At 72.4% G+C, this 20857-nt stretch carries 17 protein-coding genes; 13 read left to right on the top strand and 4 right to left on the bottom strand.

Translation table 11 applies throughout. From position 1 onward, the window contains the following. The first annotated feature begins 100 nt into the window (after positions 1-100). Together ACIQGQ_RS34010 and ACIQGQ_RS34005 are read left to right on the top strand one after the other, a co-directional pair. The gene (locus ACIQGQ_RS34010) at positions 101-2305 is read left to right on the top strand and encodes an MMPL family transporter (protein WP_402403512.1); all 2205 of its coding nucleotides are present in this window, start codon (positions 101-103) and stop codon (positions 2303-2305) included. Beyond that, positions 2305-2859, top strand: coding sequence for a GNAT family N-acetyltransferase (locus tag ACIQGQ_RS34005; protein WP_402403606.1), 555 nt, complete (start codon positions 2305-2307; stop codon positions 2857-2859). Before ACIQGQ_RS34010 ends, ACIQGQ_RS34005 begins: the two co-directional genes overlap by 1 nt. Here ACIQGQ_RS34005 and ACIQGQ_RS34000 read toward each other — a convergent pair. Continuing rightward, the gene (locus ACIQGQ_RS34000; RefSeq protein WP_402403509.1) at positions 2850-5291 is read right to left on the bottom strand and encodes a helix-turn-helix domain-containing protein; all 2442 of its coding nucleotides are present in this window, start codon (positions 5289-5291) and stop codon (positions 2850-2852) included. The genes ACIQGQ_RS34005 and ACIQGQ_RS34000 overlap by 10 nt on opposite strands. 260 nt (positions 5292-5551) lie before the next feature. Here ACIQGQ_RS34000 and ACIQGQ_RS33995 point away from each other — a divergent pair, with 260 nt between their 5' ends. The 6 genes from ACIQGQ_RS33995 to ACIQGQ_RS33970 all read left to right on the top strand — a co-directional run bounded on the left by ACIQGQ_RS33995 (position 5552) and on the right by ACIQGQ_RS33970 (position 11220). Further along, positions 5552-5779 carry a hypothetical protein gene (locus ACIQGQ_RS33995; protein ID WP_402403506.1) on the top strand — a complete coding sequence of 76 codons (228 nt, stop codon included), beginning with the start codon at positions 5552-5554 and terminating at the stop codon, positions 5777-5779. 65 nt (positions 5780-5844) lie between these two features. After that, positions 5845-7014, top strand: a complete 1170-nt coding sequence (locus ACIQGQ_RS33990) for a serine hydrolase domain-containing protein (protein ID WP_402403503.1) — start codon at positions 5845-5847, stop codon at positions 7012-7014. A 61-nt stretch (positions 7015-7075) separates the two neighbouring features. After that, entirely contained in the window at positions 7076-8164 is a 1089-nt protein-coding gene (locus ACIQGQ_RS33985; RefSeq protein WP_402403500.1) for an alpha/beta hydrolase, read from the top strand. A gap of 89 nt (positions 8165-8253) precedes the next feature. Beyond that, the gene (locus ACIQGQ_RS33980) at positions 8254-9984 is read left to right on the top strand and encodes a hypothetical protein (protein WP_402403497.1); all 1731 of its coding nucleotides are present in this window, start codon (positions 8254-8256) and stop codon (positions 9982-9984) included. Further along, entirely contained in the window at positions 9981-10565 is a 585-nt protein-coding gene (locus ACIQGQ_RS33975) for a hypothetical protein (RefSeq protein ID WP_402403494.1), read from the top strand. The genes ACIQGQ_RS33980 and ACIQGQ_RS33975 overlap by 4 nt, the downstream gene beginning before the upstream one ends. A gap of 13 nt (positions 10566-10578) precedes the next feature. Continuing rightward, on the top strand, positions 10579-11220 hold the full coding sequence (locus ACIQGQ_RS33970) for a hypothetical protein (protein WP_402403492.1): 642 nt from the start codon (positions 10579-10581) through the stop codon (positions 11218-11220). A gap of 27 nt (positions 11221-11247) precedes the next feature. On the opposite strand, the gene ACIQGQ_RS33965 is transcribed toward ACIQGQ_RS33970, so the two are convergent. The 3 genes from ACIQGQ_RS33965 to ACIQGQ_RS33955 form a co-directional block, all read right to left on the bottom strand. Beyond that, the gene (locus tag ACIQGQ_RS33965) at positions 11248-11463 is read right to left on the bottom strand and encodes a DUF6191 domain-containing protein (protein ID WP_402403490.1); all 216 of its coding nucleotides are present in this window, start codon (positions 11461-11463) and stop codon (positions 11248-11250) included. Between the two features lie 32 nt (positions 11464-11495). Further along, entirely contained in the window at positions 11496-12713 is a 1218-nt protein-coding gene (locus ACIQGQ_RS33960; protein ID WP_402403487.1) for a PQQ-dependent sugar dehydrogenase, read from the bottom strand. A gap of 94 nt (positions 12714-12807) precedes the next feature. Continuing rightward, a complete protein-coding gene (locus ACIQGQ_RS33955) occupies positions 12808-13764 on the bottom strand; it encodes an aldo/keto reductase (RefSeq protein ID WP_402403603.1) in 957 nt (318 codons plus the stop codon). A 187-nt stretch (positions 13765-13951) separates the two neighbouring features. Here ACIQGQ_RS33955 and ACIQGQ_RS33950 point away from each other — a divergent pair, with 187 nt between their 5' ends. From ACIQGQ_RS33950 to ACIQGQ_RS33930, 5 genes are all read left to right on the top strand, one after another. Beyond that, positions 13952-14929, top strand: coding sequence for a 2-hydroxyacid dehydrogenase (locus ACIQGQ_RS33950; protein ID WP_402403484.1), 978 nt, complete (start codon positions 13952-13954; stop codon positions 14927-14929). A 262-nt stretch (positions 14930-15191) separates the two neighbouring features. Continuing rightward, positions 15192-18029, top strand: a complete 2838-nt coding sequence (locus tag ACIQGQ_RS33945) for a putative bifunctional diguanylate cyclase/phosphodiesterase (RefSeq protein ID WP_402403600.1) — start codon at positions 15192-15194, stop codon at positions 18027-18029. A gap of 217 nt (positions 18030-18246) precedes the next feature. Beyond that, positions 18247-20100: an acetolactate synthase large subunit gene (locus ACIQGQ_RS33940; protein WP_402403482.1), complete on the top strand. Its 1854-nt coding sequence runs from the start codon at positions 18247-18249 to the stop codon at positions 20098-20100. 22 nt (positions 20101-20122) lie between these two features. After that, positions 20123-20650: an acetolactate synthase small subunit gene (gene ilvN, locus ACIQGQ_RS33935; protein ID WP_352280798.1), complete on the top strand. Its 528-nt coding sequence runs from the start codon at positions 20123-20125 to the stop codon at positions 20648-20650. A gap of 109 nt (positions 20651-20759) precedes the next feature. Then, a partial coding sequence (locus tag ACIQGQ_RS33930) for a hypothetical protein (protein ID WP_318273256.1) occupies positions 20760-20857 on the top strand: 98 nt, incomplete at its 3' end.

Here is a 20857-nt window from a genome sequence, read left to right as displayed (position 1 = left end):
ATTCGGCTGCCAGAGTGACGGTTCTCAGGTCATGCGTCCTTCGCGGCAGATCCCTGTTCCATGCTGCCCGGGGACCACGAACCAGCAGGGAGCACGTCCGTTGGCTGCCATCGCCCGCTGGTGCATCAGGCACCGTCTCATCGCCGTTCTCCTCTGGCTGCTCGCCCTCGGCGGCACGGCCACCGCGGCGGTCCTCGCGGGTTCCGCGTACTCCAACGACTACGAGGTGCCCGGTACGGAGTCCGGCCGGGCCGCCGATCTCCTCAGGAACGGCTTCACGGACCTCGGCGGTGACACCGACACCATCGTCTGGCACACCTCCGACTCCACCGTGCGGGCCGACGACGTCCGCCAGACGATGACCCGGACCCTGCACGCCGTCGAGGAACTGCCCGGGGTCGGCGCGGTCACCGGCCCGTACGGGGCGTCCGGCACCGCGCAGATCAGCGGCGACGGACACACCGCCTACGCCGCGATCACCTTCGACCAGCGGGTCGAGGACATTCCGGCGCAGCAGGTCGGGGCCGTCGTCGACACCGCGCGGGCGGCCGCCGGGGACCATCTCCAGGTGGAGCTGGGCGGCCCCGCCGTCGCCCTCACCGAGGCGCCCTCCGCCCATCTCAGCGAGGTCGTCGGGGTCCTCGTCGCGGCGGTCGTCCTGTTCCTCGCATTCGGCTCGCTCGCCGCCAGCATGCTGCCCATCGCCACGGCACTGGTCTCCGTCGGCACCGCCTACGCGGGCACCGTGCTGCTCGGCCATCTGATGACGGTCGCCGACTTCGCCCCCATGCTGGGCATGCTGATCGGGCTCGGCGTCGGCATCGACTACGCCCTGTTCATCGTCACCCGGCACCGCAGAGGGCTGCGCAGGGGCCTCTCCGTCACCGAGGCCGCGCAGAACGCCGTCGCGACGACCGGCCGCGCGGTGGTCTTCGCCGGGGCCACCGTCTGCATCGCGCTGCTCGGCATGCTGATCCTGCGGCTCGGGTTCCTCAACGGGGTGGCGATCGCCGCCTCGCTCACCGTCGTCCTGACCGTGGCCGCCTCGGTGACCCTGCTCCCGGCCCTGCTGTCGTTCATCGGCACCCGGGCGCTGAGCGGGCGCGAGCGCCGGCGGCTCGCCGAGCACGGCCCGCGGCCCGAGGTGCCCACCGGTTTCGCCGCCCGCTGGTCCGCCTTCGTCGAACGCCACCCCAAACTGCTCGGGGCGCTGGCCGCCGTGGTGATGCTGGTACTGGCGCTGCCCGCCTTCTCCCTGCACCTGGGCACCTCCGACCAGGGCAACAACCCCGCCACATCGACCACCAGGAAGGCGTACGACCTGCTGGCGGACGGATTCGGCCCCGGCGTCAACGGGCCGCTGACGATCGCCGCGCAGCTGGACGGCGCGGACGACCGGCTCGCCATGGACGGACTGCCCGCCGCGCTGCGGACCACCCCGGGCGTGGCCTCGGTGGGCCCGGTCACGTACAACAGCGGCGGCGACACCGCCTTCGTCACCGTCGTACCGGCCTCGCCGCCGCAGTCCCGGGAGACCAGCGACCTCGTGGACCGGCTGCGCACCGACGTCCTGCCGCGCACCGCCGAGAACACCTCGCTCCAGGCCCATGTCGGGGGCGTGACGGCGAGCTACGACGACTTCGCCCGGATCATCGTCGGCAAACTCCCGCTCTTCGTCGGCGTGGTCGTGGGCCTGGGCTGCCTCCTTCTGCTGCTGGCCTTCCGGTCGGTCGCCGTCCCGCTGAAGGCCGCCGTGATGAACGTGGCGGCGGTCGCCGCCTCCTTCGGGGTCGTCGTCGCGGTCTTCCAGTGGGGGTGGGGCAGCGAGGCGCTGGGGCTCGGCAGCTCCGGCCCGATCGAACCCTTCCTGCCGGTGATCATGGTCTCGGTGCTCTTCGGGCTCTCGATGGACTACCAGGTGTTCCTGGTGGGTCGGATGTACGAGGAGTGGCTGGAGACCGGCGACAACCGGCGGGCGGTCCGGGTGGGCCTCGCCGAGACCGGCCGGGTGATCAACTCCGCCGCCGTGATCATGATCGCGGTCTTCCTCGCCTTCGTCCTCAGCGGCGACCGGGTCATCGCGATGTTCGGCATCGCCCTCGCCGCGGCCGTCGCGCTCGACGCCTTCGTCCTGCGGACGCTGCTGGTCCCGGCGCTGATGCACCTGCTGGGCGGGGCGAACTGGTGGCTGCCGCGCCGGCTGGACCGGCTGCTGCCCCGGATCAGCATCGAAACCCCCGACGCGCGGGAACCCGGCCGTGCGAAGATCCCGCAGACACCACACACCGTACGAGAAGGAGCATGATGTTCGCGGTATCCCTGGGGGACGACGGGGCGGAGCTGCGCCCGCTGGAGATCTGGCAGGCACAGGAGTTCCTCGACCACGTGGACCGGGCCCGGGAACTCGTCGACCCGTGGATCCCGTTCGCCTCCTTCGCCACCGACCTCGCCTCGGCCCGCGACCTGCTGCGGCGGTACGCGGAGAAGCAGGCGTCCGACACCGGGCGGCTCTACGGCATCTGGCTGGACGGCACCCTCGTCGGCGGCGTGCTGTTCCGGGTCTTCGACGCCGAGTCCGGCAACTGCGAGATCGGCTGCTGGCTGGAGCCGGCGGGCCAGGGCCGCGGCCTGGTGACCCGCGCCTCCCGCAAGCTGATCGACTGGGCGGTGTACGAGCGCGGCATGCACCGGGTGGAGTGGATCGCCTCGGCCGCGAACACCGCCAGCACCGACGTCGCCCGCCGGCTCGGCATGACGCGCGACGGGGTGCTCCGGGAGAGCTACCTGTACCGGGGCGAGCGGCACGACTCGGAGATCTGGGCGGTGCTCGCCCCGGAGTGGCGCTCGCGTCAGGACTGACGGGAGGGCGGCGCGGCGTCGAAGCGGGCCGGTGCGTATCCCCTGCGGTGCTCGCGGTACGAGCGGGCCAGATGGTGCTGGAGCCGGATGTGCCGGAACTGGTACACCGCACCGCTCTGCCGCAGCACGCCCCGGCGGTACGCGTCGTCCAGGAAGGCCATCGGGTCCCGGGGCAGCCGGCCGGTCAGCGGCAGCCACACCCGCGACAGCACCAGCCAGCGCCCCCAGGCGGTGAACGAGAGCGCGTACGCTAAGGCGCCGCCGAGCCCGCCGACGGCCCCGATGAACACCGCGTCCGCCAAGGGCCAGTACAGCGGCCCGAGGACGCCGTCGAGCAGCCCGGCGAACAGGCGGCCGCCCACCGCGATGGCCAGGGTCAGCATCGGGGCCAGGACGAGCACCTGACGGACCACCGTCGCCCGGTTCGAGGCCAGCAGCCCGGCCGGAGTGGCCGCCGAGGCGACGTCCAGCGGCGCCTCCAGCGCGGCCACGACCCCGAAGACCAGTCCGGCGCCCGTCCCGAAGATCAGCCCGAAGACCAGCATGTTGACGAGGGTGCCCTCGATCACCGCCTTGTCGGTGAGCGGGACCCCGTAGAACACCCGGCGCTGGAGGGCCAGGGCCAGCGCGCAGCCGACGCCCATCACGAACCCGCCCGGCAGCACGGCACCGAACCGTACGGCGAAGGTGCGCACCGCTCCGCGGCCGACCCCGGTACCCGCCCCGGGCAGCCGCAGTCGCAGCCGCACATGGGCGGGCTCGAAGGCCGTCCCGCCGAGGCGGACCAGGACCGCGTGGACGCACCCGAAGGCGAGACCGGCGACCGCCCCCATCGAACCGCCCACCAGGAGGACCTCGCCGTTCGGATACGGCAGACGGAACAGGTTGACCACCCCGTAGGCGAGCGCGACGCAGAGCGCCGAGGCAGCCACCACCGCCAGCAGCCGGACGGACAGCCGCAGCGAATCGCCGATCCGCCACCACGCCAGGTCCTGCTGGTCGCGGTCGGAGCGGGCGAGGTGGTGGGCGAGATGGCCGAGCCAGAGCTCGGCCCGCTCCGGGTCCGGGTGGCGCCCGCGGTGGCCGGCGGCGCCGCGTTCGGCGACGCGGCGCCGGTAGACCGTCGGCACGAACCCCGCCAGCAGATGCTCCTCCAGGGCGTTCTCGTCGGGGAACAGCCCGGTGTCCAGCAGGTCCGCGGGGTCGCGGTCGGGGGAGTCGCTGTACATCGTCCGCGCCAGCACGATCATCAGCGGGGTGCTCAGCACCCGGGCCAGCGGAGGCGCCGCCCCGGCCGCCGGGGCGCGCAGCCGGTCCAGTACGGAGGTCCAGACCGCCGGGCTCGCGCCGTCCTCGCGGGGGACCGGCCGGGCCGTCCGGGGCAGGTAGTCGGCGAGGTCGTCGAGGGTGAGATCGGTCAGCTCGATCCCGGCGGCCCAGACCAGCGGGGCCCGGACCTTCTCGACGGCCTCGGCGAACTCGCCGCGCCGACTGGTCAGGACGAGCGGGACCGAGGTGGCGTTGAGCACCTCCAGGGCCGTACCGCGCAGCCCCTCCGCGATCTCGTCGAACCCGTCCAGGACCGGCAGGACGAGATCCGCGTCGACCAGCGCGGCGGCCAGTGTCGACCCGCCGGGGGCGTGGCGGGTGAGATGCGGGTGGTCGCGCAGCAGCCGGTCGATCAGCCAGTCCCGCAGCGCCACGGCGGTGGGGTCCCAGGAGCCGACGCTGAAGAGCACCGGCACCCGTTCCCGCGGCCGCCGGTCCGCCAGCCGGTCCAGCACGAACCGGATCGTCAGCACCGACTTGCCGGAACCGGCCCGGCCCAGCACCACCAGCCGCCCGGACAGGACGCGCCGGTAGACCTCGGCCACACCGCCCAGCTCGCCGCTGAGATCCATCCGGTCCGGGGCCGCCCCCGGCGGCAGCCGCTGAATGTTCTCCGAGAAGTCGGTCAGCGATTCGGGGGCGTCCCGCCAGCGCACCGGGAGCGGAAAGGGATCGTGCACCCGGCGGTGCTCCTCCTCGCGCTGCCAACGCCGCCGGATCTCCCGCGCCAATTCATCGGCCGCGGTGGCGATGTCGCGATGAACGGATTCGGCCGCGGGGGAATTCAGGGCCGCCGGAACGGGTGACGGACCGGATTCCTTCTCCTCGTCCGTACCGGAATTCCGGGCGGCAACGGGGGAGGGTGCCGGAGCCTCGACGGCCGGTCCCGCGAGCGTGGCCACCAGCCGCCGCCGGTCCTCGGCCCCCGCCTCCAGCGCGTCCGCCAGCGACTCCACCGTCCCCAGCCGGTAGTCGCCGGATCCACCGGTCTCCAGTCTGCGGATCGTGCGCACGCTCACCCCGGACCGCTCGGCCAACTGCTCCTGCGTCAGCCCCGCTCCATGACGCAGCCGACGCAACAACGTGCCCAGCCGGTCCGCCACTTCGACTCCCCTCCCACCACCGTGCGCGGTCGCGAAGACCCTACCGGCGGCGACCGGCCATATATGGCCGGTCGCATGTCCTGTACGCCGATCGGCGTGAACGCGACGATCGGTGGTGCCCGGCGGAGGAGCGCCGACACGGGGCGGCGCTCCCGTCGGGACCCCGGGTGCGAACGGCACCCGGGGGTCACGGACCGGCCCGGCGCCGGACCCGGCCGCCTCCCGTGGCTCTCTCCTTCCGCGACTCATGAGGAATTGACATGGCCTTCCGGTTCTGGTGCGGCGAATGCGGATTCAAGACGGCGTGGCTCGCCGAATCCGAGGGCGCCCAGAGGCAATTGGAGCACTACGCCAAACATCACCCGGGAATTCCCGCGGGCGGCCATGTGGAGACCAACCGGAAGAACCCGGAGAGGAATTCCGGCTGTCTCCGGGCCGTGGGCGTTCTCGTCCTTCTGCTGATCCTCACGGCCGCGTACCGGTACTGAGGAACGGCCGGACCGCGCGGGGCGGTCGCGGAACGCCCGACCAACCGAAAGGGACAGGAAAGAAGATGACGAACCTCGACGGACCCCTGCCGCGCCGCCACCGCCGGTGGCTGCTGCCGGCGGCCACCGCCGCCTGCCTGCTCGCCACCGGCGTCGGCCCGGCCGCCGCCGCCCCGGCCGCCGCCGGGCAGACCCCGGCCGACATCCTCCAGGCGGGGGCCCAGCAGGGCGTCGCCGACGGCTACCCGGGCGTGACCGGCATGGTCAGGAAGGGCGACACCGCCCAGTACGTGCACGCCGGCTACGGCAACGTCGCCGACAAGGTCCCCGCCGACCCGAAGGCCCAGTACCGGATCGGCAGCAACACCAAGGCGTTCGTCTCCACCGTCCTGCTCCAACTGGAGAGCGAGGGCAGGCTCTCGCTGGACGACACCGTCGACCACTGGCTGCCGGGCGCGGTCGCCGCCAACGGCTACGACGGCACGAGGATCACGATCCGTCAGCTGCTGAACCACACCTCCGGCCTGCCCGACTACCTCGGCTCCCTCCAGATCAGCACGCCGTACTTCCTCAACATCAACCAGCGGCAGGCCTACCCGCCGCAGACCCTGGTCGACGTCGCCCTCGGCCTGCACGCGCCGACGAGCGGTCCGGGCGAGAAATTCGGCTACTCCAACACCAACTACGCGCTCGCCGGCATGGTCATCAAGGCCGTCACCGGTGCCGGACCGGCCGAGGAGATCCAGCGCCGGATCATCGCCCCGCTCGGTCTGGACGACACGAGCTTCCCCACCTCCGACCCCGCCCTCCACGGCAACCACCTGCACGGCTACGTGCTCCGGGCGGTCTTCGTCAACGACGACACCGTCTCCAACGTGCAGGTCTCCGGCAGCGCCGGGGCGATGGTGTCGACCCTGGACGACCTGGCCACGTTCTCCCGCGCGCTGATGACCGGAAAACTCCTGAAGCCCCAGCAGATGACCGAGCTGAAGACTACGGTTCCTGTGACCACCGACGTCGGCTACGGGCTGGGCATCGAGCACGAGAAGCTGCCCTGCGGGAAGTGGGCCTGGGGCCACAACGGCGCGGTGCTCGGCTACTTCAACAACTGGCTGAGCAGCGAGGACGGCACCGAACAGGCGCTGAACGTCAACAACGAGTTCCACATGCAGGGCGGCACGCCGGGCCAGGCCCACACGGGCAAGGCCCTGACGGACGCGTTCTGCGCACTGTGACCCACTCCGCCGACGCCACCCGCGAGTGCCATCCACCCACCCTTCCCGGAGAGGACCCCCGATGAGAACGTCCCCGCCGACCACCTGGCGAGCCCGGACGAGAACGGCCGTGGCCGTCGCCGCGCTGACCACGGCCCTGGCCCTCACCACCCCGCTCGCCCACGCCGAGGGGCCCGCCGCCCCGCCGGTACTGACCGACGGATTCGGCCTGACCCAGGTCGCCGGAGGCAGCGAGGTCCACTCGGACACCGACTTCACCATCACCGTCACCACCCCGCAGCTCTCCGGGCAGCACAAGATCCGCATCTTCCTGCCCAGCGGCTACCGCACCCAGCCGGACAAGCGCTGGCCGGTGACGTACTTCCTGCACGGCGGGCCCGGAAACCCGGACGACGCCGCGGCCGCCCCCGCGCTGCGCTCGGACAAGATGATCACCGTCGTACCGGACGGCGGACGCAAGGGCTGGTACGCGGACTGGGTCATGCAGAACACCGCCGAGGGCGCGGCGAACTGGGAGACCTTCCACCTGAAACAGGTCGTCCCCTTCATCGACGCCAATCTGCGCACCCTCGCCGACCGGGGCCACCGCGCCGTCACCGGACTGTCGATGGGCGGCTTCGGAGCCCTGCACTACGCCGAGGCCCGCCCCGACCTCTTCGGCCATGTCGCCGCACTCTCCGGCGGCATCGACTTCGGCATGGCGGAGGTGCGCGCGGTCGTCCTGGCCACGGAGCTCAACCTGCCCGGCGCCTGGTGCGCCCTGAGCACCTCCGGCACCGGCGACTGCACCGGCTACGGGCCCGTCGTCGACAGCGACGCGATCTTCGGCTCCCCGTACCCCGTGTTCGACGCCGACCGGATCTGGAAGGCGGTCGACCCGGCCGCCCCGGTCAACCTGGCCAAGCTCGACGGCACCGGCATCACCCTCTACACCGGCGACAACGACCTCATCGACCACTACACCGCGATCGCCTCCCGGAACGTCAAGTCCCGGCTGGACGCGCTCGGTCTGAAGAGCCGGTTCGTCGACTACGGCGACGGCTCCTCGCTCTCGCCGCAGTGCAACGGTGGCCACAACTACGGCTGTTGGGCCGCCGCCTACGCCGACTACATACCCCGGCTCACGTCCGCCTTCGACGCCGCGGACTGACCCGGCACCAGCGGCAAGGGCCGTGCCCCGGCGCAACCCGCCGGGGCACGGTTCCCCCACATCGCGAGGACAACGGAGGAGAGCGCCACATGACGGAACAGCGACCCGGGCAACGCCCGGGGACGAGCGACGGGCGCAGCAGAGCCGGACGGCCGGCCTCCCACGACGGCAAGGCACGGCGCCCCGGCAACGCCCCGTACACAGGCAGACGCAGCGACGCCACCCGGCTCCTCTGCGCGGGGGTGCACCTCGACAGCGACTTCCGGCGACGCGTGATCCAGGAACTCGTCCTGCACGAGGAGCGCCCGGTCGCCCCCTCGCTCGGCGTCGACGCGCTGCCGGTCCTCGCGCACGCGCTGCGCGCCCGCCGCGCGGAGGTCCGGACCGCGCTGATGCTGCTGGCCCTGTGGGCCCTGTTCATCGGGCTCGGAATCGCCGGTGTCGGATCGCAGCCCCTGCTGCCCCTGCCCTGGTGGCTGGGGTACGCCCTGGTCTGCGTCCTCCTCGGCGGCGTACGCGTGGCGACCGGACTCGGCGTCGCGCTCTTCACCCTGGACCGGCGGATGGTCGAACAGGCCACCAGCGGCCGGCTGAAGATGCTGCTCCCGGTCCTGCCCGCCGTCGCGGCGCTCACGTACTGGGTGGCCGCGGTGTTCGCCCTGGTCAGCGGGACCGGCGCCTGGACGGCGGTGGTCCTCCCCCTGCTGCTGACGCTGCCGGTGTGGGCGTACCGCAGCCACGTCACCCGGGTCATGCGCACGGAGCTGGGCTCCAAGGACTTCCCCGGGATGGAGCGCGAGCCGCTCCCCGACACCACCCGCTACCGGCGCATCGCCGGGGCCATCGCCCGCGAGCAGTACGCGGCCCTCACGGTCTACGACCCGTTCCGCCCCTTCATCGGCGCCGGACGGCCCTACGAGGAGCCGTGGTCGCTGGTGATGGAGCTGAGGAAGCACGACGGCGGACGGGCGGACGGCCTGCCCGGCCCCCGCCCGGAGCCGGACACCTCCGCCGCGGCCGGCCCGCTCACCGGACGGGAGGTCATCGACCTCATCAAGCCGCAGCTGGAAGCCCTGCGCACCTCCGCCGCGGCCTCCGGAAGGGACCGTCTGCGGGCCCTGGAGGTCGAGGAGTTCGTCTACCTCCCGACCGGCGCGGCCCGCTGGGAGGTCGACTACGGACCGGCGGCCGTCGACCGGCACCTCGCCGAGGCGGTCGGCGAGGGCGCGGAGGGCCGCCGCCACTTCCTGCGCATCCGGGTCGGGGCATGGGACGAACAGATCGTGGTCTCGGTGCTCGTACGCGTCCACACCCAGGGCGGCATGCTCGTCCTGGAGGTCGTCCCGCATGTCCTCACCCCGGTGCGGCCGGAGTTCCAGGCCGTCGACGTGATCGAGGCCCGGGGCGAACCCGACCCCCTGCGCGACGCGGTCCGCGCCCTGCTCGCGACGCCCACCGCCAACTTCGCCGCGGGGACCTCCCTGGCGAACGCGGTCACGGCCGAGTTCCGCACCTGGCTGGCCAACCCGCGCCGCGCCTTCCCCGACGGACCGGTCACCTCCGTACGGGAGCTGGGCAGCACGGCCGAACTGTCGGTGTTCCAGGAGATGGACGTCAAGCGGTACGTACGGACGGTGCAGGACCGGATCGCGACCGGGGTGCGCGAGGCACTGCGGGCGAAGAACTACGAGACCGGCGACTTCGAACGCCAGGTCGTCACCGTCAGCGGGGGCGGGGTGTTCATCGGAACGATGCACGGCGGCGCGGTCGCCACGGGCGAGGGCGCCTCGGCGGCCCACGGGAAAGGAGACATCCGATGACGGGGAACGGCGACAGCACCCATGCCGGGGAACGCGGCGAGGACACGGACGGCCGGGAGGACCGGGGGAGCGGCGCCGGCCCGGCGGACCGGGCACCCGGCGGGATCTCCATCGGCCTGATGACCGGTGGCGCGGCGGCGACCGGTGCGCGCGCGCACGCCGAGGACCGGGGGGAGCGGGTGGCGGACTCCGCGACGGTGGAGCACCCGCCGGGCGCCGCGTCCGCCCCGCCGGTCGTCGCGGGCGGCATCGGCATCGGCACGATGACGGGCGGCGCGGTGGCGTCCGGCGACGACGCCCACGCGGTGGACTCCTCGCGGGAACTGGTCGCCGCCTCGCCCGAACTGCTCGCGGCCGTCACCGCCCTGCGCGGACACCTCGGGGTGCTCACCAGGACCGACGAGGTCGCGGAACTCGACGAGGGGCTCGCGGAGGTCGAGGGGGCGGCGGGCGGCGACGGCCGGGTGCGCCGGGACCGCCTGCGCTGGCTCCGGGACCGGCTGGACCTCGGCGCGACCGCGGCGGCGGGGCTCGCCTCGGCCGCCGCCGTGGTCCAGGCGATCGCCCAGCTGGGCGGATGAGGAGCGGATTCCGATGAGTCAGTGGGACGCGGAGGGACAGCGCTGGGTGCCGGGCTCCTCCCCGGCGACCGGCAGTGGGGAGCCGCCCCCCGACAGCGACCTGTCCCGCGTGCTGATCGTGGCGGCCCTCGTCGTCCTCCTGCTCGCCGTGGCGGGCGCGGCGGTCTGGGTGCGGTCGAGCGACGACGGTGCCGGGGGCGGGGGAACCGTCCTCACCACCCCGTCCGGCCCGCCCCCGACGAGCTTCGGCGACGACTTCCCCGGTACCGCGGACCCGTACGGGGGCGACACCTACGAGCCCGACCCGTACGGGAGCGACACGTACGGGTCCGACCCGCCGACCCAGGAGGAGGCCCCGCCCGCGCCCGACGGACCGGCGGACACGGTGCGGAGCTACTACGGGGCGATCAACAGCGGCGACTACGACACGGCCTGGGAACTCGGCGGCAAGAACCTCACCAAGAGCTTCTCCGCGTTCACCTCGGGCTTCGCGAACACGGCGAGCGACGACGTCCAGGTGACGGACACCGTGGGCGACACCGTCCACGTGGACATCACCGCGTATCAGACGGACGGCTCCCGGCAGACGTACACCGGCACCTACACGGTGCTCGACGGCACGATCACCTCGGCCCGCATCCGACGGACGGGCTGACCCGCGAGGGCCGGGCGGGAACCCCGCTCAGCCCTGGTCGTCGGGATCGCCCGGCGCCGCGTCCGGACCGGACTCCCGGTCCGCGCCGGGCGATCTGACGACCACCTTCCCGGAGGCCAGGTCTATCGGGCCGCGCCCCGGATCGCCGATGCCGAGATCCACCCGGGACAGCTCCAGCCGCTTCTGCTCGTCGTTGGTGTGCTTGCGGCCCGGCGCGAAGAGCTCCTCGAAGAAGTTGAACACCGGCCGCACGTCCTTTCCGCGCTGTCGCCCCGCTACCGCACGGTCAGCAGCAGGATCCTGTCGTCCTCCGGCCCGGGGGTGCCACGGGTGTCCGTATTGCTCGTGACCAGCCAGAGCTTGTCGCCGCCCGCGGCGAGCACGGTGCGCAGACGGCCGTACTTCCCTTCCAGGAACGACTGCGGCGCGGCGAAAGGTTCCCGCTCACCGCCGGAGAGCGGGATCCGCCAGAGCCTCTTGCCGCGCAGCCCCGCCATCCAGATCGACCCCTCGGCGAAGGCGATCCCGCTCGGGGACGCCTGGGACGTCTTCCACTGTGCCACGGGGTCCGCGAACCCCTTCTTCCCCGCCTTCCCCTCCGCCTGCGGCCAGCCGTAGTTCCCGTCCGGCACGATCCGGTTCAGCTCGTCCCAGGTGTCCTGGCCGAACTCGGACGCCCACAGCCGCCCCTGCCCGTCCCAGGCGAGCCCCTGCACATTGCGGTGACCGTACGAATACACCACGGAGTCGGCCGCCGGATTGCCGTGCACCGGCTGCCCGTCCGGGCTCATCCGGAGGATCTTGCCGGCCAGCGACTCCTTGTCCTGCGCGAGCCCGGTGTCCCCCGTCTCGCCGGTCCCGGCGTACAGCATCCGGTCCGGGCCGAAGGCGATCCGTCCGCCGTTGTGGAGCGACCCCTTCGGGATGCCGCGCAGGATCGTGTCCGGCGCACCGAGCAGCCGGCCCGGAGTGGTGCCGTCCTCGTCGTACTGCATCCGGGCGATGCGGTTGTCGGACTCGGTCGTGAAGTACGCGTACACCATGTGGTCCACGTCGTACGTGGGGGAGACGGCGATGCCCAGCAGCCCGCCCTCACCGGAGGGCGCCACCCCCGGCACCGAGCCCAGCAGGGTCTTCTTTCCGGTCGTGCCGTCGATCCGGGTGATCGTCCCCTTGTCGCGGGAGGAGACCAGCAGATCGCCGCCGGGCAGCGCCGCGAGCCCCCAGGGCGAGTCCAGGCCCCCGGTGAGCGTCGACACCACCGTCACCGAGCCCTTGGCGGGCGGCCGCGGCGAGGCCGCGGGGGAGGAGGACGCCGGAGCCGGGTGCGAGGAGGGCGGTGTGCTCGCGGTGCCCGCCGCGCCGGGGACCCCGCCCGAGGAACACCCCGCGGTCAGCACCAGCGCCCCGGCCGCCAGCGCGGCCGCCACCGGGCCCCGGCGCCCCCGCCGCCCGGCAGGGGGTCGTACAGATCCGAACAGAACACCGCGCACAGCACCGATCCCTTCGACGGACACCCGACCACCGTTCCTACCCCATGGACGCGGACCGGCCCCCGTTCCCGGGAGCCGCCACCGGGGCAGCGTCTCAGTCCCACGACCCCTGCGCACGGGGCAGCGCGGCGATCTCCGCCAGGTCCCGCGGGGTCAGCCGCAGCCCGGCCGCCCCCGCGTTCTCCACCGCCCACCGCTCCCGCTTGGTCCCCGGCACCGGCACCACGTGCGGCCCCTGCCGCAGCACCCAGGCCAGCGCCACCTGCGCGGCGCTCGCCCCGTGCCGCTCGGCGATCCTGCGCAGCCCCACGACCACCGGCTGGTTCGCCGCCATCATCTCCGCGGTGAACCGGGGGTGCCGGGCCCGCAGGTCCTCAGGCTCGAAGCCCTGACCCGGCGTCAGCGTGCCCGTCAGATAGCCGCTGCCCAGCGGCGTCGCGGCCAGCAGCCCCACCCCGCGCGCGGTGCACCACGGCAGCAGGGACTCCAGCGCCTCCGGCGACCAGACCGAGAGCTCCGCCTCCACCGCGCTCACCGGGAAGACCTGCTGCACCCGCTCCAGCTGACGGATCGTTTCGTCGTACGTGCGGGATCCGGACCGCCGCGAGGCCCGTGCGCCGACGGCGCAGAGCCCGAGCGCCCGCACCTTCCCGGCGGTCACTAGATCCGCCATCGCGCCCCAGGTCTCCTCGACGGGCACCTCGGGGTCGGCCCGGTGCAGCTGGTACAGATCGATCACATCGGTCTGCAGCCGGCGCAGCGAGGCGTCGCAGGCCCGCCGCACATAGCCGGGACGGCCGTTGGCCACGATGTGCTGATCACCCACCAGCAGACCGCACTTGGTGGAGACGAACGCCTCCGACCGGCGGCCCTTCAACGCCCGGCCGACCAGCAGCTCATTGGTGAACGGTCCGTACATGTCGGCCGTGTCGAGCAGTTGGACACCCGCGTCGAGCGCCGCGTGCACCGTACGCAACGCGCGGTCACCGCGCTGCTGCGAGGCGCTGTACGCCCAGCTCATCGGCATGCAGCCGAGACCGACCGCCCCCACGGCGAGCGCCGCCGCACCGAGACTCCTGCGCTCCAACTCCCCGATCCTCCCCGGGCCCACCGCCGAACCGGGCCCATGCCCCGCCGTGACGGGACCGCACCGCACACCCCAAAGTAACCTCTGCCGCCCACCGCACCGCGCACGGCCTCCGGCGATCACCCCTCCGGTGAGGATTAGCCTCCTGACCATGACTTCGACGAACATCCCCGACAGCCCCGCACCGGCGAAGACGTCCGAGGTGTGGCTGCCGTTCCCGGCCGGTGAGATCGACGGGCTCCCCGAGTCGCTCACGTACCGTCACTGGGACGGCGGGCCCGACTTCCCCGCGGACCCCGCCGACTGCGCCTTCTACGTCGTGCCGTACATGAAGGGGGCCGAGGTCTCGGTCCGGCCGCTCGCCGGGATGACGGGCGTCCGGGTCGTGCAGACGCTGACCGCGGGCATCGACCACGTCGAGCCGGGGCTCGGCGTCCTGCCCGCCGGGGTACGGCTCTGCAACGCCAAGGGGGTCCACGAGGCGTCCACCGCGGAGCTCGCCCTCACCCTGATCCTCTCCTCCCTGCGCGGCGTCCCCGGTTTCGTGCGCGGCCAGGACGCGGAGGAGTGGCGGTCCGGCTTCTACCCGGCGCTCGCCGACAGGTCCGTCCTGATCGTGGGGTACGGGTCGATCGGCGCCGCCATCGAGGACCGGCTCGCGCCCTTCGAGTGCGCGCGGGTGGTGCGCGTCGCGCGCTCCGCACGGACATCCGCGCGCGGTCCCGTGCACGCGCTCGACGAACTGCCCCGGCTGCTGCCCGAGGCCGACGTCGTCGTGCTGTCCACCCCGCTCAACCCGTCCAGCCAAGGGCTGGTCGACGCCGGGTTCCTGGCCGCGATGAAGGACGGGGCGCTGCTGGTGAACGTCGCGCGGGGCGGCGTCGTCGACACCGCCGCCCTGCTGGTCGAACTGGAGTCCGGCCGGCTCCGGGCCGCGCTCGACGTCACCGACCCGGAACCCCTGCCGCCGGGCCACCCGCTCTGGCATGCTCCCCACGTCCTGATCACCCCGCACGTGGGCGGCAGTTCCTCGGCCTTCCTCCCGCGCGCCAAGCGTCTGCTGGCCGCACAGCTGGGGCGGTTCGCCGCGGGCGAACCGGTGCGGAACGTGGTGTTCACCACCGGCTGACCACGCAGCGCGGGGGTGCCGTCGCGCACGGTACCGGACAACCTCCCAGGTCGTCACGGAGAGTAGAGGAACTATGTCCCTGTGTGACGAGTCTGGTGTATCGTCCCGAAAGGGGCGCTGAGCCGCGGAGTGGAGGGACGGCGCCGGGGAGGACGCGACACGCGAGGGGGCGACGGGTGATGCACGGGCGATGGGCGCACGATCCGACACCACCGGACAGCCGACGAGGGCCGGCGTACGCGGCGATTCCGGGGGCGCCCCGGTGAGCGCGCCGGCCGACGCCCTCGGGGCGCTGCTCTCCCGGAGGTCGGCCGCGGGCGGCGTGTCCCCGCTGCTCTGGCAGATCCTTCTCGGTGTCGTCTGGGCCGGATACGCCGTGGGCTCGGCCTTCGGCTGGGGCTCCTCGCAAGTCGCCCTGTTCATGGGTGACTTCGGTCTCAGTGCGGCGGCGCTGGTCGCCGCCGTCTCCTGCTACCGCTACGCGCGGGAGGGCAGCAGCCGGTTCCGGCCCGCCTGGATGCTCTTCGCGCTCTCCTCGTTCATGGCCGCCGCGGGCAACGCGGTCTGGGGCTGGTACGAGGTGGTGCTCGGGCGCCCGGTGCCCACCCCCTCCCTGGCCGACCTGCTGTTCCTCTGTTTCGCGCCGCCCGCCATCGTCGGACTGCTCGTCCTCGCCAAGCGTCCCGTCACCAGGGCCGGCTGGCTCTGCCTCGCACTGGACTCCTGGCTCATCGGCGGATCGCTCCTCACCCTCTCCTGGAGCCTCGCCCTCGCCCACACCGCGCATCTGGTGGACGCCGAGGGCGTGAGCGTGGCCCGGGTGGCGCTCGCGCTGGCCTATCCGCTCCTCGACATCGTGCTGGTCTCCATGGTGCTGGCGCTGCACTTCCGCCGCTCCAGCGTCAACCGCTCCGCGGTGAACACCGCCGTGGCCGCGCTCGCCCTGACCGTACTGTCCGACGCCCTGTTCACCTCACCGCTGCTGCGGCAGACCTATCATTCCGGCCAAATGCTGGACGCGGGCTGGTTCGCCGGATCCCTGCTCCTCGCCTACGCCCCCTGGGGGGCCGACCGGACGGCGGACTGCCCGGCCCTGCCGTCCCGCGGCGGGCAGCAGGCCAGCCGCCCCATCGCGGGCTCCCTGGCCGCCCTGACGCCCTATCTCGCCGCCGCCGTCTGCACGCTCGGCATCCTCTACAACGCCATCGAGGGCCGCCGGGTGGACCGTGTCGTGATCTTCACCGGCTGCACGGTGGTGCTCGCCCTGGTGGTCCGGCAGGGCATCATGCTCGTCGACAACATCGCCCTCACCCAGGAACTGGCCCAGAAGGAGAACCACTTCCGCTCCCTGGTGCAGGGCTCCAGCGACGTCATCATGATCGCCGCCCCCACCGGCGTCCTGCGCTACGTCAGCCCCGCCGCCGCCGGGGTGTACGGGCGGGAGGCCGAGGAACTGGTCGGGGCCGAGCTCTCCTCGATCATCCACCCCGAGGACCTGGGGCGGGTGATCCACGAAGTCCGCCGGTTCCTCGCCACCCCGCCGAGCGAGGAGCCCACCACCCGGATCGAGTGCCGCTTCAGATCCGGCACGGGCGACTGGCTCAACGTCGAATCCACGGTCAACCGCCACCAGGGCGGGCTGATCCTCAACAGCCGCGACGTGACCGAAAGAGTGCGCCTCCAGGCCCAGTTGCAGCACAACGCCGAGCACGACCCGCTCACCGACCTGCCCAACCGCGCCCTGTTCACCAAGCGGGTCCGCCAGGCCCTCGGCGGCCGCCGCTCCGGCGACCAGGGCACCGCCGTCCTCTTCATCGACCTCGACGGCTTCAAGGCGGTCAACGACCGCCACGGCCACCAGGCGGGCGACGAACTCCTCGTCCAGGCCGCCCGCCGCCTCCAGGAATCCGTCCGGGCCGGCGACACGGCGGCCCGCCTCGGCGGCGACGAGTTCGCCGCGATCATCCTCGGCGACGGCACCCGCGACCAGTCCGCCCGGGAGTGCCAGGTCCACGAGATCGCCGACCGGCTCCGCCTCACCCTCTCCCAGCCGTACCGGGTCGGCACCGGCGACGTCCGGGTGGCCGCGTCCATCGGAGTGGCCTTCGCCGAGCCGGGCATCAGCCCCAGCGACCTCATGCGCAACGCCGACCTCGCCATGTACCGCGCCAAGGCCGGCGGCAAGGACCGGGTCGAGCTGTACGCCCCGCAGATGCAGGCCGACGTCGTACGCCGCTCCGAGCTGGCGGCCCGGCTGCGCACCGCCCTGCGCGACGGTGAGTTCGCCCTGCTGCACCAGCCCGTGGTGAACCTCGCCAGCGGCACCGTCGCCGCCGTCTCCGCCCAGGCCCGCTGGCGCTCGACCCAGGGCATCCTGTTCACCCCGGCCGAGTTCCTCCGCGTCGCCGAGGACGGCGACCGCACCGCCGAGCTGGGCCGCTGGCTGCTCGAAGAGGCCATCGAGCAGGCCGCCGAGCGGGCCAGGGCCGGGCATCCGGCCTCCGTGGCCGTACGGCTCCCCGCCCGCCGCCTCCTCGACAAGGGGATGCCGTCCGGCTCCGTCGAGGCGCTGCTCACCCGGCACGGCCTGCCCTCCGGGGCGCTGATGATCGAGGTCGCCGACAGCGACCCCAGGATCTCCTTCGACGAGCTGGAACAGCGTCTCGTGGCCCTGCGCCGCATCGGGGTCCGTATCGCGCTCGACGGCTTCGGCAGCGGCTACGCGGCGATCAACGCCCTGCGCAGGCTCCCCATCGACGTGCTCAAGCTGGACCGGGAGCTGGTCGAGGGCGTGGTGGAGTCCGCCCGGCTGCACAAGATCACCAGCGGTCTGCTGCGCATCGCCTGCGATCTCGGCCTCCAGTCGGTGGCGGACGGGGTCGACCTGCCGGAGCAGGTCCTCGCGCTGCGCGCCATGGGCTGCACGCACGGCCAGGGCATGGCCTTCTCCGGCCCCCTCGACGAGTACCGGCTGCGGCGCACGCTGGCCCGCGGGGAGTTCCCGGTGCCCGGCGGGGGGCTGGCCCAGCCGGTCCTGACCGGTGGCTCCGTACCCCTCCTCAGTGGATCACATGCTGAGACGCCCGTCCCACCCACTTGACATCGCGAGTGCGTCGGAGAGAGGGTCAATGCCATGCGCACCCGAATTCTCGTACTTGGACAGCGCGTCGGCTGAAGCAGAGTCCCGCACGGCACTCCGCAGACCCACACCGACGCGCTCCCCTCGCTTGCCTCACGGCACGAGGGGTTTTTTGTTGCACTGGCACCACGCAAACTGTCGCAAAGCACCCGCAGAAACCCTCAGCTTCGAGAAGAGAATGCCGATGACCGAGCAGGCCACCGGGGCCCACCATCCCCAGCCGCGGGCCCGTAACGGCGGATCGTCCGCCACCGTTGAGCACGTCACGGGCGCGCAGTCCCTCATCCGCTCCCTCGAGGAGGTGGGGGCCGACACGGTATTCGGCATTCCCGGAGGCGCCATCCTCCCGGCGTACGACCCGATGATGGACTCCAGCCGGGTCCGCCACGTGCTGGTCCGCCACGAGCAGGGTGCCGGGCACGCGGCCACCGGTTACGCCCAGGCCACCGGCAAGGTCGGCGTCTGCATGGCCACCTCCGGCCCGGGCGCCACCAACCTGGTCACCCCGATCGGCGACGCCTACATGGACTCCGTCCCGATGGTCGCGATCACCGGCCAGGTCGTCTCCAAGGCGATCGGCACGGACGCCTTCCAGGAAGCCGACATCTGCGGCATCACCATGCCGATCACCAAGCACAACTTCCTGGTCACCAAGGCCGAGGACATCCCGCACACGATCGCCGAGGCCTTCCACATCGCCTCCACCGGCCGTCCGGGCCCGGTCCTGGTCGACATCGCCAAGGACGCCCTCCAGGCGCGGACCACCTTCAGCTGGCCGCCGACCCTGGACCTGCCCGGCTACCGTCCGGTCACCAAGCCGCACGCCAAGCAGATCCGCGAGGCCGCCAAGCTGATCACCCAGGCCAGGCGCCCGGTGCTGTACGTCGGCGGCGGTGTCATCAAGGCCGGCGCCACCGCCGAGCTGAAGGTTCTCGCCGAACTCACCGGAGCGCCCGTCACCACCACGCTGATGGCGCTCGGCGCATTCCCCGACAGCCACCCGCTGCACGTCGGAATGCCGGGCATGCACGGTGCGGTCACCGCCGTCACCGCGCTCCAGAAGGCCGACCTGATCGTCGCCGTCGGAGCCCGCTTCGACGACCGCGTCACCGGCAAGCTGGACAGCTTCGCCCCGTACGCCAAGGTCGTCCACGCCGACATCGACCCCGCCGAGATCGGCAAGAACCGCGCCGCCGACGTCCCGATCGTCGGGGACGCCCGCGAGGTCCTGGCCGATCTGGTCCAGGCCGTCCAGGCCGAGCACACCGAGGGCCACGTGGGCGACTACACGGCCTGGTGGAAGGACCTGAACCGCTGGCGCGAGACCTACCCGCTCGGCTACGACCTGCCCGAGGACGGCAGCCTCTCGCCGCAGCAGGTCATCGAGCGCATCGGCCGACTCGCCCCCGAGGGCACCATCTTCGCGGCGGGCGTCGGCCAGCACCAGATGTGGGCCTCGCACTTCATCCAGTACGAGCAGCCCGCCACCTGGCTGAACTCGGGCGGTGCCGGGACGATGGGGTACGCGGTCCCCGCCGCGATGGGCGCCAAGGCCGGCATGCCGGACCGCACGGTCTGGGCGATCGACGGCGACGGCTGCTTCCAGATGACCAACCAGGAACTCACCACCTGCGCGCTCAACAACATCCCGATCAAGGTCGCCATCATCAACAACGGCGCCCTCGGGATGGTCCGCCAGTGGCAGACCCTGTTCTACAACCAGCGCTACTCCAACACCGTGCTGCACTCCGGCGCGGACACCGAGGGCGCCCCGGCGAAGGGCACCCGGGTCCCGGACTTCGTCAAGCTCTCCGAGGCCATGGGCTGCCACGCCATCCGCTGCGAGGACCCGGCCGACCTGGACAAGGTCATCGAAGAGGCCAATGCGATCAACGACCGCCCCGTCGTGATCGACTTCATCGTGCACGAGGACGCCATGGTCTGGCCGATGGTCGCCGCCGGCACCTCCAACGACGAGGTCATGGCCGCCCGCGGGGTGCGCCCCGACTTCGGCGACAACGAAGACGACTGAGAGACAGAGAGAGACCGACGCCATGTCCACCAAGCACACGCTCTCCGTCCTGGTCGAGAACAAGCCCGGTGTCCTCGCCCGGATCACCGCCCTGTTCTCCCGCCGCGGCTTCAACATCGACTCGCTCGCGGTCGGCACCACCGAACACCCCGACATCTCCCGCATCACCATCGTGGTGAGTGTCGAGGACCTGCCCCTGGAGCAGGTGACCAAGCAGCTCAACAAGCTGGTCAACGTCCTGAAGATCGTCGAACTCGAGCACTCCGCTGCGATCCAGCGCGAACTCGTCCTGGTGAAGGTCCGGGCCGACAACGAGACCCGCTCCCAGATCGTCGAGATCGTCAAGCTGTTCCGCGCCAAGACCGTCGACGTCTCCCCGGAGGCCGTCACGATCGAGGCGACCGGCGGCACCGACAAACTGGAGGCCATGCTCAAGATGCTGGAGCAGTACGGCATCAAGGAGCTGGTCCAGTCGGGCACCATCGCCATAGGCCGTGGCGCGCGCTCGATCACCGACCGGTCGCTGCGCGCCCTCGACCGCACGGCGTAGCCCCCGAAGGGCCCCGCCGCTCGCCGCCCGTATGGCGAGACCCGAAAACGTATCTGACGCACCCCGCCGTACGGTGGGACGCAACACCTGCACACCAAGGAGAAACCCAGTGGCCGAGCTGTTCTACGACGACGACGCCGACCTGTCCATCATCCAGGGCCGTAAGGTCGCGGTCATCGGTTACGGGAGCCAGGGGCACGCGCACGC

Origin of the sequence: Streptomyces sp. NPDC092952 (assembly GCF_044754785.1) — a bacterium.
GTDB lineage: Bacteria > Actinomycetota > Actinomycetes > Streptomycetales > Streptomycetaceae > Streptomyces.
This window is presented reverse-complemented; position numbering and strand designations above follow the sequence as displayed.

Coding starts and splice junctions, on each gene's coding strand:
- ACIQGQ_RS33975 (WP_402403494.1), top strand. CDS start 9,981: ATGACGGGGAACGGCGACAGCACCCATGCCGGGGAACGCGGCGAGGAC.
- ACIQGQ_RS33985 (WP_402403500.1), top strand. CDS start 7,076: ATGAGAACGTCCCCGCCGACCACCTGGCGAGCCCGGACGAGAACGGCC.
- ACIQGQ_RS33980 (WP_402403497.1), top strand. CDS start 8,254: ATGACGGAACAGCGACCCGGGCAACGCCCGGGGACGAGCGACGGGCGC.
- ilvN (WP_352280798.1), top strand. CDS start 20,123: ATGTCCACCAAGCACACGCTCTCCGTCCTGGTCGAGAACAAGCCCGGT.
- ACIQGQ_RS34005 (WP_402403606.1), top strand. CDS start 2,305: ATGTTCGCGGTATCCCTGGGGGACGACGGGGCGGAGCTGCGCCCGCTG.
- ACIQGQ_RS33990 (WP_402403503.1), top strand. CDS start 5,845: ATGACGAACCTCGACGGACCCCTGCCGCGCCGCCACCGCCGGTGGCTG.
- ACIQGQ_RS33940 (WP_402403482.1), top strand. CDS start 18,247: ATGCCGATGACCGAGCAGGCCACCGGGGCCCACCATCCCCAGCCGCGG.
- ACIQGQ_RS33970 (WP_402403492.1), top strand. CDS start 10,579: ATGAGTCAGTGGGACGCGGAGGGACAGCGCTGGGTGCCGGGCTCCTCC.
- ACIQGQ_RS33950 (WP_402403484.1), top strand. CDS start 13,952: ATGACTTCGACGAACATCCCCGACAGCCCCGCACCGGCGAAGACGTCC.
- ACIQGQ_RS33995 (WP_402403506.1), top strand. CDS start 5,552: ATGGCCTTCCGGTTCTGGTGCGGCGAATGCGGATTCAAGACGGCGTGG.